The 17,402-nt window shown below is 32.5% G+C and carries 16 protein-coding genes and 1 pseudogene; 7 read left to right on the top strand and 10 right to left on the bottom strand.

The annotated features are described in order from the left end of the window. The first annotated feature begins 61 nt into the window (after positions 1-61). The 3 genes and pseudogenes from QLH32_RS19380 (at position 62) to QLH32_RS19370 (ending at position 3,251) form a co-directional block, all read left to right on the top strand. Positions 62-697: a TetR/AcrR family transcriptional regulator gene (locus QLH32_RS19380; RefSeq protein ID WP_283269511.1), complete on the top strand. Its 636-nt coding sequence runs from the start codon at positions 62-64 to the stop codon at positions 695-697. Positions 698-890: 193 nt separating this feature from the next. Further along, positions 891-1,565 carry a dienelactone hydrolase family protein gene (locus tag QLH32_RS19375; protein ID WP_283269510.1) on the top strand — a complete coding sequence of 225 codons (675 nt, stop codon included), beginning with the start codon at positions 891-893 and terminating at the stop codon, positions 1,563-1,565. Positions 1,566-2,085: 520 nt separating this feature from the next. Next, positions 2,086-3,251: pseudogene (locus tag QLH32_RS19370) on the top strand (IS3-like element ISAba21 family transposase). Between the two features lie 39 nt (positions 3,252-3,290). Here the strand turns inward: QLH32_RS19370 and QLH32_RS19365 are convergent. The 3 genes from QLH32_RS19365 to QLH32_RS19355 all read right to left on the bottom strand — a co-directional run bounded on the left by QLH32_RS19365 (position 3,291) and on the right by QLH32_RS19355 (position 5,629). Beyond that, positions 3,291-4,016: a hypothetical protein gene (locus tag QLH32_RS19365; RefSeq protein WP_283269509.1), complete on the bottom strand. Its 726-nt coding sequence runs from the start codon at positions 4,014-4,016 to the stop codon at positions 3,291-3,293. 243 nt (positions 4,017-4,259) lie between these two features. Continuing rightward, entirely contained in the window at positions 4,260-4,937 is a 678-nt protein-coding gene (locus tag QLH32_RS19360) for a site-specific integrase (RefSeq protein WP_283269507.1), read from the bottom strand. After that, the gene (locus tag QLH32_RS19355; protein WP_283269505.1) at positions 4,937-5,629 is read right to left on the bottom strand and encodes a hypothetical protein; all 693 of its coding nucleotides are present in this window, start codon (positions 5,627-5,629) and stop codon (positions 4,937-4,939) included. The genes QLH32_RS19360 and QLH32_RS19355 overlap by 1 nt, the downstream gene beginning before the upstream one ends. A 26-nt stretch (positions 5,630-5,655) precedes the next feature. On the opposite strand from QLH32_RS19355, the gene QLH32_RS19350 reads away from it, so the two are divergent. Further along, on the top strand, positions 5,656-6,552 hold the full coding sequence (locus tag QLH32_RS19350; RefSeq protein WP_283269504.1) for a DinB/UmuC family translesion DNA polymerase: 897 nt from the start codon (positions 5,656-5,658) through the stop codon (positions 6,550-6,552). Here the strand turns inward: QLH32_RS19350 and QLH32_RS19345 are convergent. From QLH32_RS19345 to QLH32_RS19330, 4 genes are all read right to left on the bottom strand, one after another. Beyond that, positions 6,538-7,113, bottom strand: coding sequence for a TetR/AcrR family transcriptional regulator (locus QLH32_RS19345; protein WP_240016406.1), 576 nt, complete (start codon positions 7,111-7,113; stop codon positions 6,538-6,540). The genes QLH32_RS19350 and QLH32_RS19345 overlap by 15 nt on opposite strands. Next, entirely contained in the window at positions 7,114-7,746 is a 633-nt protein-coding gene (locus QLH32_RS19340) for a hypothetical protein (RefSeq protein ID WP_283269503.1), read from the bottom strand. 68 nt (positions 7,747-7,814) lie between these two features. Next, positions 7,815-9,338, bottom strand: coding sequence for a zeta toxin family protein (locus tag QLH32_RS19335; RefSeq protein ID WP_225761853.1), 1,524 nt, complete (start codon positions 9,336-9,338; stop codon positions 7,815-7,817). Next, a complete protein-coding gene (locus tag QLH32_RS19330) occupies positions 9,307-9,519 on the bottom strand; it encodes a hypothetical protein (RefSeq protein WP_240016408.1) in 213 nt (70 codons plus the stop codon). Before QLH32_RS19330 ends, QLH32_RS19335 begins: the two co-directional genes overlap by 32 nt. 151 nt (positions 9,520-9,670) lie before the next feature. On the opposite strand from QLH32_RS19330, the gene QLH32_RS19325 reads away from it, so the two are divergent. Beyond that, a complete protein-coding gene (locus tag QLH32_RS19325) occupies positions 9,671-10,567 on the top strand; it encodes a tyrosine-type recombinase/integrase (RefSeq protein ID WP_044424394.1) in 897 nt (298 codons plus the stop codon). A 36-nt stretch (positions 10,568-10,603) separates the two neighbouring features. Here QLH32_RS19325 and QLH32_RS19320 read toward each other — a convergent pair whose 3' ends face one another. Further along, a complete protein-coding gene (locus QLH32_RS19320; RefSeq protein ID WP_171255597.1) occupies positions 10,604-11,191 on the bottom strand; it encodes a GNAT family N-acetyltransferase in 588 nt (195 codons plus the stop codon). A gap of 412 nt (positions 11,192-11,603) precedes the next feature. Between QLH32_RS19320 and QLH32_RS19315 the strand changes: the two genes are divergently transcribed. Then, a protein-coding gene (locus tag QLH32_RS19315) for an IS3 family transposase (protein WP_155756441.1) occupies positions 11,604-12,769 on the top strand; the annotation gives its coding sequence in 2 pieces (ribosomal slippage) (positions 11,604-11,862 and positions 11,862-12,769; 1,167 coding nt in all). Here the strand turns inward: QLH32_RS19315 and QLH32_RS19310 are convergent. Continuing rightward, positions 12,720-13,298 (bottom strand): PIN domain-containing protein, encoded by a 579-nt coding sequence (locus QLH32_RS19310; RefSeq protein ID WP_283269501.1) that lies wholly within the window; start codon positions 13,296-13,298, stop codon positions 12,720-12,722. The genes QLH32_RS19315 and QLH32_RS19310 overlap by 50 nt on opposite strands. 25 nt (positions 13,299-13,323) lie before the next feature. Then, positions 13,324-13,968 carry a recombinase family protein gene (locus QLH32_RS19305; protein WP_136695485.1) on the bottom strand — a complete coding sequence of 215 codons (645 nt, stop codon included), beginning with the start codon at positions 13,966-13,968 and terminating at the stop codon, positions 13,324-13,326. A gap of 190 nt (positions 13,969-14,158) precedes the next feature. On the opposite strand from QLH32_RS19305, the gene QLH32_RS19300 reads away from it, so the two are divergent. Continuing rightward, the gene (locus tag QLH32_RS19300) at positions 14,159-17,263 is read left to right on the top strand and encodes an SIR2 family protein (protein ID WP_283269499.1); all 3,105 of its coding nucleotides are present in this window, start codon (positions 14,159-14,161) and stop codon (positions 17,261-17,263) included. Positions 17,264-17,402 lie beyond the last annotated feature (139 nt).

Here is a 17,402-nt window from a genome sequence, read left to right as displayed (position 1 = left end):
AATAGGCTTCTCGATCCTTTGTATTTTTAATATATCGTAAACGCGTTTACGAAAACAAGCCATGATGACAGATAAACTGACAAATGCTACTCGGGGGCGACCTCCTCGAAATCCAAAAGAAACGGATGAAAGCAAGAAAAATATTGTGAATGCTGCAAAAAAACTCTTTGCAACAGAAGGGTATGCAGGTGTTTCTATGCGTAAGATTGCTGTACTTGCAGAGTGTTCACCAGCTTTTTTATATAAATTATTTCCAAGTAAACGGCATCTATTGTTAAATCTTTGGGAGGAGATTTTCGCACAGCTTTTTGTGGAAATGATGGAATGTTACCAATCTGTTGACGCAGGCGAGCGTATTAGAACCCTTTGTTTAGCTTATGTTGATTTTTGGCTTGCGCATCCAGATGATTATCGTTCGATTTTTTTAATTGAGGATCGTCCGCAACATGATGACGAAGATTATTTTGTAGATAGTTCATTAGTGCTACAACAATTTGACTTATTTAAAGTTATCCTCGTTCAAGCACAACAAGATGGTGAAATTGGGCCAGGCGATCCTGATGTCATTCAAAACATACTGTTTTGTGCAGTACAAGGATTAATTTTTAACTTAATTACTATTCCTGAATATGCATGGGGTGATAAAGATGTGATTAAACAGACTTTAATTAGATCTGTATTGTGCGGGTTGCGCTAATATTTTAGCTGTATAGCGAAAAGGTAATAGAATAGGTTCTAAAAAAGAATTGACAGTCTATGATAAAAAGGAATATTTTTACTTTTATAGTTCTATTTTGGAACTTATTTTTTAATGTTATAAATTTCAGAAAGTTAATTTAATATAAATTTTCAGGCTTGTAACATTTAGTTAAGGCTAACAGGATGTTCCTATGGAAATAAAAAAGATCAAATTACCCAAACGTGATATTGAAGTGGAAGTATATGCACCAACAAATGTGTCCGAGGGGGCACCTGGAATTTTATTGCTGCACGAACTATTTGGTCTGTTAGATGTGTATCGGGAAGATGCACAGGATCTTGCTTCCCGTGGCTATCTAGTTTATGTACCTAACCTATTTACTGATGGGGCCATGCGTTATTGTATCCGGGCATTTGTTAAAGCTGCTGCTTTAAAAAATAGTGCTAATAGTGAACTAAATCAGGAGGTGCACGCTTTGCTAGATGCATTAAAAACAGACTCACAATGTAATGGTCGGTTGGGGATGCTAGGTCAATGTCTAACAGGCGGTTTTGTGATTCAAATGGCTAAACGAGAGGATATGCTAGCACCTGTAGTGTATCATCATTCACTGGGTATTGAGGGAGCGGGAATTCCTAAAAGTGAGACACTAGATGGTATTCGTCTGATTCAAGGGCACTGGTCTAATATTGATCCAATTTGTCCTTCATCAAGGCGTAATAAACTGATTAAGGGATTGGGAGAACGAGTTGAAGCTTATACCTATAACATGCCACATGGTTTTAGAAGTGTTAGTCGTGCTTTGCCAGAAGCTCAGGTAGTATGGAATCGTACGTTGGAGTTTTTTGAGCGTGAATTAAAATAAAAGCGGTTAAAATTTTAAATTCCAATACTTTAGGTGAAAGTCCTTTTTCTGTTGTAATTGTTGTTGAGTAAAAATTTAACCTATTGGAAAATGTCTAAAAGGTAATGAGAAACATGGGGTAAATTTGAATTAGTTAAGGTAAAAACTATATAAAATAGTGGGTTATTTCCATGGTTAAACTGGCACTATCTCCACCGAAAATATTATTCGGGAACATTAATCCGATATAAAAAGCTTTAATTTAAATTGTAGAGTTGTTACTTAACTACATTGGAATTAATTAGTGTTTCAAAGCCAGATAAAATATCTGACTGATACTTTGCTAAATGGTTTTTAATATTTTCATTTGAAACAAGTTTACTAAGGTAGCCAATAGCAATCACAAGGTTAAGAGTATCTTGTGCATAATTCTGTTCGAGAGCCTTATATTGTAAATGTAAATTGGAAATATCATTGATGTGTGCTGAGAAAACAGGAGGTTTTAACTTGGTAAACTATAGACACTCATCAGGAGTTTACCATGAGCAAGAAACAGAAGACTTACACCGCAGAATTTAAAGTTGAAGCAATAAAATTGATTGAAGCCAATCAAGGCAATGTATCGGAAACAGCCAGACAACTTGGCATTTCAATGCAAACTCTTTCAAATTGGAATAATAAAGCAAAGACTGGCACCTTAGCAGGCACTAAACAATATTCACCTGATCTAAATGCCTTACTCGAAGAAAATAAAAAGCTCAAACAACAGCTCAAAACAGCTGAAATGGAACGTGAATTTCTAAAAAAGGCAGCAGCGTACTTTGCGAAAGAAAGTCAGTAAGGTACGCCTATATGAAACAGCAAAGACATTTATTCCCGATTAGCTTTATGGCTAGATTACTTCACGTTTCAGTGTCACGATTTTATGATTGGCTAAAACGAGGCATGAATAAAAGATTGGTTCAGCGAAATCAACAGACAATTTTGGTCAAAATAGCTCATGAGGAAACTAAACAAAGCTATGGCTATATTCGATTAACTAAGCATTTACAAGCGCAAGGTATCAAAATCAGTACGTATGCTGTACGTCAAATAAAAAAGCTCAACCAGCTGTATTGTAAGCGTCATAAGCGTTTCAAAAGAACTACGAAGAGTGATCATAATCGAGCGATCTACGCAAATTTACTAGGGTAACAGTTTTCAATGACTAAGCCCAATCTTGCATGGTCAAGCGATATTACATACATTTGGACTGCTGAAGGTTGGTTATACTTGGCAGCAGTAAAAGACCTGTACACGAAACAAGTGGTTGGCTATAGCTTAAATGAGCGTATGACCGCACAACTTGTTTGCAATGCACTGACTATGGCGATTCGTAATCAAAAACCAACGAAAGGCTTAATTGTTCATTCGGACAGAGGCAGCCAATATTGCAGCCATGAATATCGAAAGATACTGGAAAAATGTGATTTTCAAGGTTCAATGAGCAAACGTGGGGACTGTTACGATAATGCACCGATTGAAAGTTTCTGGGGCATACTCAAGAATGAATTAGTGCATCATTGCAACTATAAAACCAGAGATGAAGCTAAAGCAGATATTACAAAATACATTGTGTTATTTTATAATCAGCGAAGAATTCAAAAGAGTTTGGATTTTAAAACGCCAAATCAAATAGCAGAGAACTTTTATCGGTTAGCTGCCTAGCATATCCCAAGTGAAAGTCTCCTGCTAATTCAGCACATATCACTCATCTTCTAGAAAGGTTAGGGGGATGAATTTTAACTGATCATCAACTTGTTCTAAGACTTGATCAAGAGTGATATTGACCCAGTGAACTTTATTTGTAATAGGTATATTTAGCTTTTCAGACCAATAATCTAAGGTTTCTCTAATTAAACGATCGTTACTACCACTTAGTTTGTGAACCTCAGTATAATTGGGTTTCCCTCCATTACGATAGATATGGTCAATATGAACCCATACCCATTTTCTAAATAAATCCACTCTTAATTTGTGATTATTTAGTAGTGCTCTTAAACTAAGGAAATCTAAACACCAACTTTCATAAACTGAATTATTGTTGACTTCTTGAGCTAATAAGAGGTTAGCCATTTCGTCAGTCGTATTTTTTAAATATAATGCTACCAGTTGTTTTGAGCAATGAAGCTGTTCTGCAATAACACTCAAAGTTATAATTTTTTTCTCACTATAAAGTTTGTTAAATACTTCTATTACTTGAGGGCGTGCATTTTTATAATCATCTCTAGACTTATATGGTTTTTCAATTTTTTTATTTTCATACCAGATATCTAAAGTTTTTCTTAATATAAATATATAGCTACCCGTCTGTTCTCGAACATTCGTTAGCGTAGGTAGCTTTCCAGATCGATAAATATAATCAATGTTAATATTTGCCCATTTTATAAATAGAGCTTCTCTATTTATGCTATTTGCTAGAAAAGCTCTCAATGTTAGAAATTCATTTCTCCAACTTTGGTATTCTGAATCATTTGTAACTAGGGTATTTAATAAATTGTCCCCAACCTCTTTTATATATGGAGTAGTGATACTAGAAATTGAGGAGCCACAGTACCCAGATAAAGCAAAGACATCTTTTAGTAAATGGCTGGCCTTTTGAATGAAGTTCTTTCAAAGCATCTAGGATTAAGCTGCGTCGGGTTGAGTGATGCTTAGGAGGTATTTTACTCATACTCAATTACTCCATAACATTTCATTAAGCATTAAGGTCATCTCCGAATCTTGATCTTTGGAGTCCGATTTTTTAGTTTTTTGAGTGATTAAATTTTCTGACTTTATTTTTTCTTCCATTTTATTGTGGAGTTGGTTGGCAAAATTAGGTAAGTCAGCATATTGAATTGAATGATCATAGACAGACAACATATCGCTTTTCCATGACATTAGTAAACGTAGAATGTGTCTATTTTTTTCTAACTCTTCTTCTGATTTGGAAATGTCTTTAAGGTTTTTGATTGCCATAGTGACATACCAGTGTCTAATCTGGTGAATTCGAAGTTTTATTCCTGCTTTAAGCAAAGCAGGTGACCAAAAATGGCTTCTGAAATAATCTTCAGAAAATCTAGTATTAATAGAGGTTAGGAATAATGGAGTTTCATGCGCCATAGGTGCTGGCATATTCATTAGATCTCTTAACTTCCTCCCATGTTTATCGACTACATATCTTTCTGTATCAACATATTTTCGTAGGATTTTTACTGTTCTATCTGAAAGATATAAATTTTTTGTTCTAACGCCAAAGCTACCTTTATTAATTGCGCGAATTTCCCGACCAAAATGGGAGTGCTGCCAATCGCCTATAGTAATTTCGCAGGCTTCATGTACTCTGCAACCTGTATCAAATAATATATGCACTAAAGCGAATTCACGTATGTTCCACCCCCAACTCTCTCCAGCAGAGAGCACTGATTGTTGTAATAATTGATCCTAATTATTGTTGGTCTCCATTCATTTCTTCCATTAATTCTGAAGTATGCAGCCGATAGTCTTTGAGTTTGGAAACTATCTACACCACTTGCAGCAGGCATAGGGGATCTTCCTATTACTTCTTTAAATGTGGCAATTTTTTTATATCTTTCGGCTTGAATTAATGCTTTAGCATTATCACCAATCATTGGATTTTCATAATGATACAAATTAGCTTTTTTCAATACGCGATAGAATGATGTGAGAGCAGCCAATAGATGGTTCAAGCTTTTCTTAGGAGCCAACTGTGTTCTTTTTATAATTTGTACTTCAAAACCTAACTTATCATCTCTCACTTGTAATGAACATTTGAGCTGTGTTTTTAGAAAGTAAGAAACAAGCTCTCTTACTTCTAAATTATGCCCCATAAAGTTCCAACCCTGTCTAACAGCTATTCCATCTGTTTCAGACCAATTAATAAATGAAACTAGTTCTCGAAGATAAGTTTGTATTGTTTTTGGAGAGTAATTGTTTTCTATGGTTTTGAAATATAACATTAATTCAATATTTGGTATGCCGAACTCATCAACAATATGAATTGGATACTTTTCACCACCTTTTATAATTTTATATTTAGGCATGATTCCATCCTTTTGTTTAGTAACATATGAACGAACATCTATATTTTATACACAAAGCTCAAATAAAGATATTTCTTACTTACATAGCTAAAATAGCTAATCATATTGCCAAAACCAATAAAGAATTTCAGGGGGTATGTAATCTCATAGAAATGGATAAAAGTATAAAAACTCAATTCTATTCAACCATTGAAGTGGGGGAGGTATGGGGAGTAGGGCGAAAAAATGGAAAAAAATTGAATGACTTAAATATTAAAACTGTATTGGATCTAGTAGCAAGCAATGCTAATGAGATCAAAAAGAGGTTCAGTGTCGTAATGGCCAGAACAGTTCTGGAGTTACAGGGAATCTCCTGCATTCCAATCGAGCCTTGTGCTCCTGATAAGCAGCAGATTATCTCATCGAGGTCTTTTGGGCAAAGAGTTACCAACATAAATGACTTGAAAGAAGCTATTGGTATGCACACACAAGATGCTGTAAGGCGATTGAGATCAGGAAGACAGCTTTGCAGTACCATAACTGTTTTCGCAGAATCCAGTTATTTTGATAAACGAGAATCCTACTATTCTCGATCAATTGTTTTTAAATTACCTGAAGCAAGTGATTGTGTTACGGATTTCGTAAAATTATCGACATACATGATAAATCATGTTTATAAATTTGGAGTAAAATTTAAAAAATGCGGAGTTGTACTTACTCAACTTGAACCGAAAAACAAACATACCTATGATTTATTAACTGACATGAAGATTGTAGAAAAAAAAGAAAATTTTATGATTGCTTATGAGGGTGTACATAATAAATATGGTAAAAAGAAACTTGCACTTGGTACTTGTTATTTACCAAATAGAAATTGGTCAATGAGTAGAGGAAATGTTACACGCAATCCTTTCTGTTGGGATGAGTTATTACGTGTTAATTAATGTCAAATCAAACTGTTTCACAACAGAGTTCCAATCTGGTTTAAAGCTATAAGGCATTAAAATGGAATTTAAAAACCCATAAAAAATATGGTGCGTTTCTTTATTAGTAACATTATTTTCTAACAATATGCTCTGAATATAATTAAACTTCCAACTATCATAGCAAATAACAATTTTATGTATGTTATGAAGATGGCTTAATTCTGCCAAAGCTTTATTAATAATACATGATCGATTATCTAAATCAAATGCACGATCAATAAACCACGAATATAAAGCTTTCAATTTTTCGATTGAGGAAGTTATATGAGGTTGACTACAAGTAGCATTGATAGATGAAATTTGATTCTCAATTTCAAATTCAAGGCAAGCTTCGATTAGTTGCTCTTTTGACTTAAAGTGCCGATAAAAAGTCATCTTTGCCACAGAAGATTCTTCAATAATTCTATCGATACCCGCACGTCCAAAACATTGTTCACTAAAAAGTCTGTGAGCAGTCTGCAATATTATACTTCTCTTGGATGATGCACGATCAATGGTATAACTGACTGACATATTCATTCAATTAGCCTCAACTTGCGAACCTAAGTTTGCCAATAAAAATACAGTAATTGCATCAGCATTTTTGTCTACATCAAACTGATTTAGAATTTTTCTTAAATCCTGAATCTTTAATTCACTTAAAAGAATACTGCCAATTCCAGAAGCAATTAATGAGAAATTAAAAATGAGTAAAATTGCCCAATGCAAGTTTTTATTAGAAATATTATTTAAATACAAAATAACGAAAAGGAAAATTGAAAACTTGTAAGGGTTTTTTATATTTTCAACGAAATCAACAGACTCGAAATTTAGAAATGGAAAATATTTTTTTATGATAGATATATAATCATTTTTCATTAAACCAGAATGGTTCATGGCATTAATTAAGAAATGATTAGATTCAAGAATTTTTAAAACATGATCCTGTTCTTCTAGAGTACAATTAGAAATAGTAATATTATCAATTAAACTTGAAATATCAGAATGCAAACGAATTGGATTATCGGAAAATATAACCTGAGATTGAATATGACTTACAAACTCTTTCTGATATTTTAACAACAAATCTTCAATAGATTTAAAATCATACTTATTAGGTAGCAAATATTCATTGATTTCAAATTTATTTTGAAAGTTATCATTAACTGACATAATTATTCCTTACAAGTTCATTTAGAATCTTGAAAAAAATAAGACCTCGTAAGGTCTTATTTATAGTTCTAGAAAGATCGGGTAATTGAGTTATCAATCTTAAGATCTTTGTCTTGCTGAACCTTTTTGATATTTTCACGATCTGGATGGCATTCTAACAAGAAATCCATCATTTTGTCAGCATTACGAGTTTTATAGAATTCTGTCATGTTCTGTCTGAAATCAATAGCTTTTTCAGGAGGGATCTTAATTGCGTCCAAACCTGCACTAAGCAATACACCATTCATCATCAAATGAGCTGTGCGCTTTTCACCCTCAAATGTGAATTGGTTCAATGAACCGAAAAGAAAAGTAGCCATTCCTTTTTCTAATGGATTCTTTATTGAATTTAAAACTGCAATACCATCACTAAATTGCTTATTTAACTTGATAGCATCTTCTTCTGTCTTTATAGGCTTATGAGAATAATTATGTCTAATTGCAACGTGAGGCGTAAATGTTGTCTCTTTGCCTTCGCCCCGTAATACGCCTGCTTCAATGGATTCATCTTTAGAAACTAATCGATTAATTTCTAAATAATTTGATTTATCCAATCTAAACGTATTGTTGATTACAGATTCAGATACGAAGTTCGCTCCACTGATAAGATTCACAACTTGCTTTTGGTCACTTACACTGTGCCCCCCAACAGATTGGCCTTTTATCAGCTGCTTAATCTCATCCAGTGAATAGGGATTACCTGCCACAGCAGCAGATCCATGAACATGCTCTGCTAGAGTCATGTTAAAATTCTGAATTACTTGTGCTCGATGGTAGGTAGGTATTTCTTTCGGCATTAAATCAGGATTCCAATCAAATCCTAACTTTTCTTTAATGAAGCTCATATTGTCACCTTTAGTTATCAGATTCTCTATCAAAGATGAATCTTGGTTAACATTGTAATAAGCTTTTAATTGTTTTTCATAGCCTGTAGCAACCCATTTTGGTAAATCACGGTAGACATCATGGATAACACCGTTTTTCAATTCCATTACAAGACTATGTGGTTCATTCCTGACACTGTTATCAAAAACAAAAGTTTGATCAGCATACATAGATGCTTCAGCTATAAGAGGGATAACACGTTCATATCGTTGCCTAACTTTATCCTCATCCACACCATGCCCACCCTCCAAAACACGATCCTGAATACGCTCTAAAGCGAGTTCAGGAGAGTCTAAATGAATATGGTACAAGGTTACAAAATAGCCCTTATCTTTGGCTTCTTTGATGAGATCCAATTTGGATGGATGAGAGAAAACGGTTTCTGCTATAAATGATTTTTTATTATCTATATATCTTTGACGCTCTTGTTCAGCCCACTTCGCAGCTTCATAAGCGTGGCTAGGATCTTTGGTAAATTCACCAAAATGTTCCTTTTGCCAAACGTCCGCATTGATAAAGGCAATGTCAAAATTGAACTTTTCAAAGCGAGGTAAAATTTGTTCTTGTATTAGTGTAGATTTACCTGAACCATTTCCACCTGCGACTATAACTGCAAATTGTGGTTCAGGATTTTTATCACGTTCTGTCATAGCTTGCTGTGGACTCACTTGTTTTTTCTTGATTTTTTAATTTTTGTAGTTTCTCAGCTTTAGCTTTTAAAGTGGCACGTAATTGATCATTTACAGGGTGTTGAGGATTACGAGCAGCTGCTCGTTGATCTTCAAAAAGACCCTCGAGGATTTCCTTGCCAGATAGATGTTTTGCATCTTTTTCAGTCATAATATTCATATCATTGCACCTCTATGTGAAGATACTTTTCATTTGATTAAATTATAACATAAGTAGAATTTTCGGACTTTATTTTTGCAAATTTATACATATTTTTTCATTAAGAATTAACTTAAAATAGGAACTGAGCAAACTGGCTATCAGGGTAAAAATGTATATTGATAAATGGAGAAATAAATTAATCACAGAAAACAAATCACCTTTAACAATAAAAGGGTACGAGGAAGCATTGGTGCATTTTCTTGATTATATAAAGACAGATATTTTGGTTATTGAGAAATCTGACATATACCAATTTATTGCACATAGACAGCAATGTGGAATTTCAATAGACACCATAAAAAAGGAAATAGCAGGTATAAAAAACTATTTCAAATATTTATTTAATGAAGAAATTATAAATTCAAACCCAACCATTGATATTAAAATCAAAGGCGAGAATAAAAAACTACCAAATTATCATTCGATCAATGTTATGAATGATGTTCTTGATAATCCTGTAAAACCAGATCCAAAATATAAGACAAACCAGATTAGAGATCTAGCCTTAGTTGAAATTGCTTATAGCTCAGGATTACGACTTGAGGAATTACACAGTTTAGAAATATGCAAAATTAACACGGATGAAAAATTATTAAGAATTACTGGTAAAGGTAATAAAGAACGTATCGTACCGATTGGCTCGAAAGCAATACAAGCCTTAGAATTATGGCTACTTGAACGTAATCATATAATGCAAAAGAATTTAAGCCAGAATCATGATTATGTCTTTACAACTACTACAGGTAAGCAACTTTCTCGAACCCAAATCAATGAACGTGTAAAGAAGTTATTTAGGGATAAAGGCATAACTCAGAAATCAAATCCTCATACCTTAAGACATACATTTGCCACACATTTACTGTCATCTAAAGTAGGTATTCGGGATATTCAGGAAATGCTAGGCCATGCGGATCTCAATACTACGCAGATATACACTTATGTCGATGAAACAACCATGAAAGAGGAATACAACAATAGTCATCCAAGAGCAAAAAGCCGAACTTGATAAACCGTAAAGTAGGCTAATTATGTTAAATAAAAGCTACATATTATTGATTCTAAACAAGTTTTTATTTTGTGAATTATTTTCAACTTGTTCAAACCCTTTATCTTTCAGCATTTTCATCATAATTTCAGACTTAATATAACAATGCGCCTCTATGACTGTTTTTTGATTTTTGAAATTATTTAAAATAAAGTTCAGCAATTCTTTTGCATAACCTTTATTTTGGTATTCTTTTTCTGTAGCCATAATCCATATTTCAAACCCTTGAGTAAGTGATCGTGACAAAATGAGCACTGAAATAGGTAGTCCGTTTTTTTCATATATGAATGCCCAAGAATCAGGTCTGTTACTATCTAAGCGATAATTTTCTTCAATAATTGTTCTAATGTTTTCCTGTAATCCCATTTTTGCATTTTCAACATTATACAAATCTGGATGAAAGTAACCATTTCTTGAACCCTCCAATATATTCTTAAAAATAAATTCAATATCTTCTACTTTAGCATCTCGAATCAAATCCGTCTTATTATGATTTATTTTATTCATTCTTACTGAGAAACCTATTGATATAACCAAAAGAATTGTAAAAAAAATCAAAGCACCAATTATTGCTGATAATTGCATATTCTCTTTTAATATTAGTTCTATAAAGGAATACATAATAAGCCCAAGTCCCATTCAATCATATATGATAAAAATTAATTCTTACGGATTTTATTTAATATATTTTCGTTATGTACTTTTATCATTAGTGTTTACATCCTTAAAAAAACGTTGGTGTATTAGAATCATCATCTTTATTTTGCTCTCGATCTTTCTCTTTTTTAAGAATAAATGTACTTCTATTTTTAACACCCTGTGTAAATGCTGAAATTGCTAAGTTCTGTTCAGGCTTTAATAAAGGCTCTATGATGTTTTCAAATACATTTTTTAACAGTTTAAAGTCCTGAGTATTCGGCTTAGGATCTACTGATGTGTGCTTAAAAAACAGGAGGGTTTAACTTGGTAAACTATACATACTCATTAGGAGTTTACCATGAGCAAGAAACAGAAGACTTACACCGCAGAATTTAAAGCTGAAGCCATAAAAGCCATTGAAGAGAACCAAGGTAATGTATCGGAATCCGCTAGACAACTTGGCATTTCAATGCAAACCCTTTCGAACTGGAATAACAAAGCAAAGGCTGGAACTTTAGCAGGCACAAAACAGTATTCGCCCGATCTAAACGCCTTACTCGAAGAAAATAAGAAGCTTAAACAACAGCTCAAAACAGCTGAAATGGAACGTGAATTTTTAAAAAAGGCAGCAGCGTACTTTGCCAAAGAAAGTCAGTGAGGTACGCCTATATGAAATCGCAAAGCCACTTATTTCCGATTATTTTAATGGCTCGATTACTTCGTGTATCCGTTTCTCGCTTTTATGATTGGCTAAAGCGAGGCATGAGTAAAAGATCAATTCAGCGAAATCAGCAGACAATTTTGGTCAAAATAGCCCATGAAGAAACCAAACAAAGCTATGGCTATGTTCGATTAACCAAGCATTTACAAGCGCAAGGTATCAAAATAAGTACGTATGCTGTGCGCCAAATAAAAAAATCAAATCAGTTGTATTGTAAGCGCCATAAGCGTTTCAAAAGAACCACGAACAGTGATCACAACCGTTCTATTTATGACAATTTACTCAAGCAACAGTTTTCAATGACGAAGCCTAATCTTGCGTGGTCGAGTGACATTACCTACATTTGGACGGCTGAGGGCTGGTTGTACTTGGCAGCTGTCAAAGATCTTTACACGAAACAGGTTGTTGGCTATAGCTTAAATGAGCGCATGACAGCCAAGCTTGTTTGTGATGCATTGAATATGGCTATTCGCAATCAGAAACCTGCTAAAGATCTCATTGTACATTCAGACAGAGGCAGCCAATATTGCAGTAATGAATATCGAAACTTACTTGAGAAATTTGATTTTCAGGGTTCAATGAGCAAAAAAGGCGACTGCTTTGATAATGCACCGATAGAGAGTTTCTGGGGCATACTCAAAAATGAACTAGTCCATCATCGCAACTACAAAACAAGGGAAGAAGCCAAAGCGGATATTACAAAATATATAGAGTTATTTTATAATCAGCGAAGAATTCAAAAAGGCTTGGATTTTAAGACACCAAATCAAATGGCAGAAGACTTTTATCGGTTAGCTGTCTAGAATCTCCCAAGTGAAAGTCTCCTGTTAATTCAGCACACATCATTTCCCAAATAATCTCATCGCCAATAGTATGTTTGTCAGGAGATGTAGGTGGATTACCCAATAATTTTCTATTATTTGCATCAAAAATGTTCTTTTGTGTTATTGGATAAATAGTTGTAACCCTAACAAGATCCTCAAATGCGGTGTTTACGGGATCTAGACTGATATCAGTAGCTAAAGAATATAACTGCTTAGAAATTTTTTTTGCTAATCCTTCTGCTTCTTTCTTTACTTCACTCCATTTCGAAAAGTCTGGTAATGACTGTACTATAGCAGTTGTATAAATCTTAATTGTCGTCTCTTTTTCAATACTATTTGCTAAATTGTTTAATCTAGCAGACCTATTGCGACTAAATTCATTTATAGTCTGTTCTGTTAAGATAATATCAGATGAAAATTTTTTAATTTCTTCAAATACATTGAGCCTATCCATAGATGCTTGATAAAAATCTAAAAATATATTTGTATCAATATAAATTTTTGCCATAAAAAACACCTATGAAAAAGTCAAATTATTCCAAGATGGTAGTATCTAACTGTAGACTAGCATTTACAACTCTATTTTTTGGCTTAATAACTCTATAAACAGTAGCAACACCGCAGCCAACTGCTTTGGCTATTTCTTCTTTGGTTAAGCCTTTATTATTGAGCTCTTTGATTCGTGCATGTTTAGCTATATCTACCTTTTTACCTGTAGGCTTATATCCACTTCTTTCTAAACCTTGCTTAATTCGCTCTCTACGCTTGTCATTATCTAATCGAGCCATTGTAGCTAACAAATCAATCAGCATATTATTTACAAGATTGAGAATTGAGCTAGTGGTATTATCGGCTGAATTGACAAGCATATGTGTAGTTGGCAAATCAGCAACTACTAGTTTTAAGCCTTTCTCTTTGATACGATTTTTCAAGATTTCAAAGTCATTTTGTGAAAGTCGAGATAAGCGATCTACACTTTCGACTAATAAAGTGTCATCATTCGATGAGTCATCAAGGAGTCGATTTAGAACAGGTCTATCAAGCTTTGTGCCCGATTCATTTTCTACATACTTTTTAACGTCACCTTCTATGGATAGAGCAAATTTTTTTAAATCATCTAATGCCCTTTCTGCATCTTGATCTTTCGTACTTGCTCGAACATAAATTCTAATTGTCATTTATCATTTGATCATCAAAAGGTAATATTAATGATAATTCTATCATTAAATTTAGATAAGTAGTTCTATGATAAACAAATTGTTATTTTATCTGATTCTCTTTAAGGTATAGTTAAACGATAATTTTTAAAGTTGAGTACTTAGAATAATTTCTAAAAGTGCGCTTACAATAGATTTTTATGAGGCAATGATGGATTACACCGAGAAACAAATCTTACAAGGAAAAGCAGTATTATTTTTGGGTGCAGGTGCCTCTTATAATTGTACTGACCGCGAAAAAAAAAGAATAGGCTTTACTGGTAATGAGTTATTACAAAAAATAAATGAAGAGTTTCTTGGCAATACCCCTAATCATCTTACATTAGATTTTGCTTCTACTATGGCTATACAGAAAGCTGGTAGGGAGAATTTTGATCTTTTTATCAAAGAATTAGTTTGTGACTTTGATCCAACAAATGAACATCAACTTTTATCTGAGTTTAAATGGAAGGCTATTTTTACAACTAATTATGATGAAGCAATCGAAAAAGCTTATAGAGAAAATAAGTCAGCATTGCAAAAAATAGAAAAAATTATTAGTGACAATGATTCACTGCAAAAAGTAGTAGTGAATCCTGATAAGTTACCAATTGTAAAAATACATGGATGTATTTCTAGACCTAATGACGCAAGAACTCCTTTAGTTATATCTTGTAGTGATTATCGAAGACACCAAGAAAATAGGTCTAGTCTTTATCAGTATTTAAAAGAATGTTTAACTAGCGATTTAGTCATTTTTTATGGTTATGGTTTAGGTGACAATAATATTGTAGGTATTTTAGATGATTTAGAAAAAGAAGGTGTTAATCGTACTCGTCACATATGGTTAGATCCATTTATGGATGAAATGTATAAAGATTATTGGGAATCTAAAAATCTCTTATGTAAAGTTAATAATTTATATGATTTTTTAAGTGAAATAAAAAGCAAACAAGATTCGAATATATTGTCATTAAATAATGTTTTAAAGAATGATTCCGTTATTTCTAAACTGATTCCATCTAATGATAGACCATCTAATGAATTAGAAACATATCTGTTAAAACAACTTCTATATGTTGAAATGACTGATGAAATAAAAGGAGAATCTGATAATTATAATAATGAGATTTTCTATAGAGGAAATGCTCATGGATTTAGCTGGATTGCTAAAAATTTAGACTTTCAAAGAGCTATTGAAAGAACCTTAGAAGTTGAATTATTTGAAAATTTTGAAATATCGAATCAATTATTTAATTTTTTAATAATTAATGGTTATGCAGGTAGTGGTAAAAGTGTTCTACTAAAGAGACTAGCATGGAATGGGGTTTCTAAGTTTAATGGCAACTGTTTCTATCTTAGTGAGGGGGCTACCTTAAATACAAAATTAATATTTGAACTAATTAAATTAATTAAAGAGCCAATAATATTATTTGTTGATAATATTTTAGAGCATCAGACAGAAATATTGGAGATTAAGAATTTTTCAATTAAAGATTGCTCTAAGATTCTAATTGTTGGAGCTGCTAGAACTAATGAATGGAATAACAGTGAAAATATTTTAGATAAGCTAAATCCAAACTTTTTCAGCTTAAGAGATTTAAATGATTTTGAAGTTAAAAATTTAGTAAACAAATTAAAAGAATTTAAAGCAGAAGGAAGTTTAAAAGAATTAAGTGATATAGATAAGTATAAATTCATTAAAGAAAAAAGTAATAATCAACTTTTGGTGACATTGTTGGAAGCTACTCATTATGGTCAAGAATTTTCAGAGATTATTAAAGATGAATATGAAGGAATTTATGATAGAGCAGCAAAGGATCTTTATTTAAGTATTTGCTGTTTTCATCGACACGGTCTTGAGCTAAGAGCGGGAATGATCAAGAGGCTTAGTGGTATCAATTTTGAACAATTTAAAGAAAAGTTTCTGCAACCTTTAGAACTATTAGTTACGAGCTATTATAGTTATAGGGTAAATGATATTGTATATACAACTAGACATTCCTATATAGCACAACATGTTTTCAAGCAAGCCTTTCTTTCAGAAATGGATAAAGCTCAACAATTAATAAAAATAATAAGATACTTAAATATTGGCTTTGATACAGATTCAAAAGCTTTAGATTTTATTCTAAAAGGAAGAATACTAGCTGAAGAGTTTAATGATAAAGACTTAGCTCATTCTATCTTCAATATCGCTCAAGATATTGGTGTTAACAACGCATTTATATTACACCAAAGAGCTATTTTTGAGATCAATCACCAAAATCCAAACTATGAACTAGCTTTAGATTATTTGAAACGTATCAATGGTAGTGATGGCTATTATGATATGCGTACAGTAGAGCATACGAAAGCAAATGCCTATAGAAAGATTGCACTTAATTCATCATCTAAACAAGATAAAATAAAGTATAGAAATTTAAGTTTGAAATTGTTAAATGACAATATTAGAATATCCAACAGAACATCGATGCCTTATCATACGAAAGGATTAGTTTTACTTGATGAAATTAAAGACTGTGATAATGAAAATGATCTCGTAGATATTATTAAAGATTTTGAAAATAATTTATCTGCTGGATTTAAGAAATTTCCTTATGATGAAAGTCTTACTGTCCTTGAACATGATTTTTCAGATGAAATAGACAACTCACCTAGAGCAATTGAAAAGATCAAAGAGGCTTTAAGAAAAAATAGTGATAATATTTATATTGTTCAAAGGTATGCAAAATTCTATATAAAAAAGAATGATTTTGTAGAAGCTAGAACATGTATGCTAAATTTTCTGAGAAATGATGTTAATAATCGTGCTATTAATTATTTGATGGCTTATTCCTATATTAAAGAAAATGAAAATTTATATTTTCAAAATGCTATAAAATATTTAAAAAAATGTTACTCACCTAGAGATTCTAACTATGAGCCTAAATTTTTACATGCTTGTCTTGAATATATATATCAAAGCGAAGAAAAAGCTTTAAAAATATTTATGGATCTAAATCAATCAAATGTAAGCCCAAAGATTAAGAATAAACCTACACATATGATTCGAGATTCTGAAGGGAATGAAAGATTTTTTGATGCTGTAATTGTAACTATTAACGATCAGTTTGGGTTCGTAAAAACATCCAAATATACTGAAAATATTTATGTACACAAATCTACCATATCTGATGAAGAAGATTGGGAGGCATTAAGACCTGGTGATCCTCTAAAAATTTCTATTTGGTTTAGCTTTAGAGGTCCTAGAGCTAAGACAGCTATCATATTGTGATTTCAAAAATGTTCTTATAGAGCACATTATTTTGAGAAACACCACATAAATTTTATTAATTCTATAAATTAACGGTAGTTAAAAAATTGTAGTGCGCAGGATAGCTTACTACAATAAGAAACTAAACCATGCTGGATGT

The sequence above is a fragment of the Acinetobacter corruptisaponis genome (assembly GCF_030053775.1).
GTDB classification, from domain to species: Bacteria; Pseudomonadota; Gammaproteobacteria; order Pseudomonadales; family Moraxellaceae; genus Acinetobacter; species Acinetobacter corruptisaponis.
The sequence above is the reverse complement of the archived record's forward strand: the minus strand, read 5'-3'. Positions and strand labels throughout refer to the sequence as shown.

Excerpts from the sequence above, each read along its gene's own strand:
- QLH32_RS19380 (WP_283269511.1), top strand. The coding sequence starts at position 62 with ATGATGACAGATAAACTGACAAATGCTACTCGGGGGCGACCTCCTCGA.
- QLH32_RS19375 (WP_283269510.1), top strand. The coding sequence starts at position 891 with ATGGAAATAAAAAAGATCAAATTACCCAAACGTGATATTGAAGTGGAA.
- QLH32_RS19355 (WP_283269505.1), bottom strand. The coding sequence starts at position 5,629 with ATGCCTAAATATAAAATTATAAAAGGTGGTGAAAAGTATCCAATTCAT.
- QLH32_RS19350 (WP_283269504.1), top strand. The coding sequence starts at position 5,656 with ATGAACGAACATCTATATTTTATACACAAAGCTCAAATAAAGATATTT.
- QLH32_RS19345 (WP_240016406.1), bottom strand. The coding sequence starts at position 7,113 with ATGAATATGTCAGTCAGTTATACCATTGATCGTGCATCATCCAAGAGA.
- QLH32_RS19340 (WP_283269503.1), bottom strand. The coding sequence starts at position 7,746 with ATGTCAGTTAATGATAACTTTCAAAATAAATTTGAAATCAATGAATAT.
- QLH32_RS19330 (WP_240016408.1), bottom strand. The coding sequence starts at position 9,519 with ATGAATATTATGACTGAAAAAGATGCAAAACATCTATCTGGCAAGGAA.
- QLH32_RS19325 (WP_044424394.1), top strand. The coding sequence starts at position 9,671 with ATGTATATTGATAAATGGAGAAATAAATTAATCACAGAAAACAAATCA.
- QLH32_RS19320 (WP_171255597.1), bottom strand. The coding sequence starts at position 11,191 with ATGCAATTATCAGCAATAATTGGTGCTTTGATTTTTTTTACAATTCTT.
- QLH32_RS19310 (WP_283269501.1), bottom strand. The coding sequence starts at position 13,298 with ATGGCAAAAATTTATATTGATACAAATATATTTTTAGATTTTTATCAA.
- QLH32_RS19305 (WP_136695485.1), bottom strand. The coding sequence starts at position 13,968 with ATGACAATTAGAATTTATGTTCGAGCAAGTACGAAAGATCAAGATGCA.
- QLH32_RS19300 (WP_283269499.1), top strand. The coding sequence starts at position 14,159 with ATGGATTACACCGAGAAACAAATCTTACAAGGAAAAGCAGTATTATTT.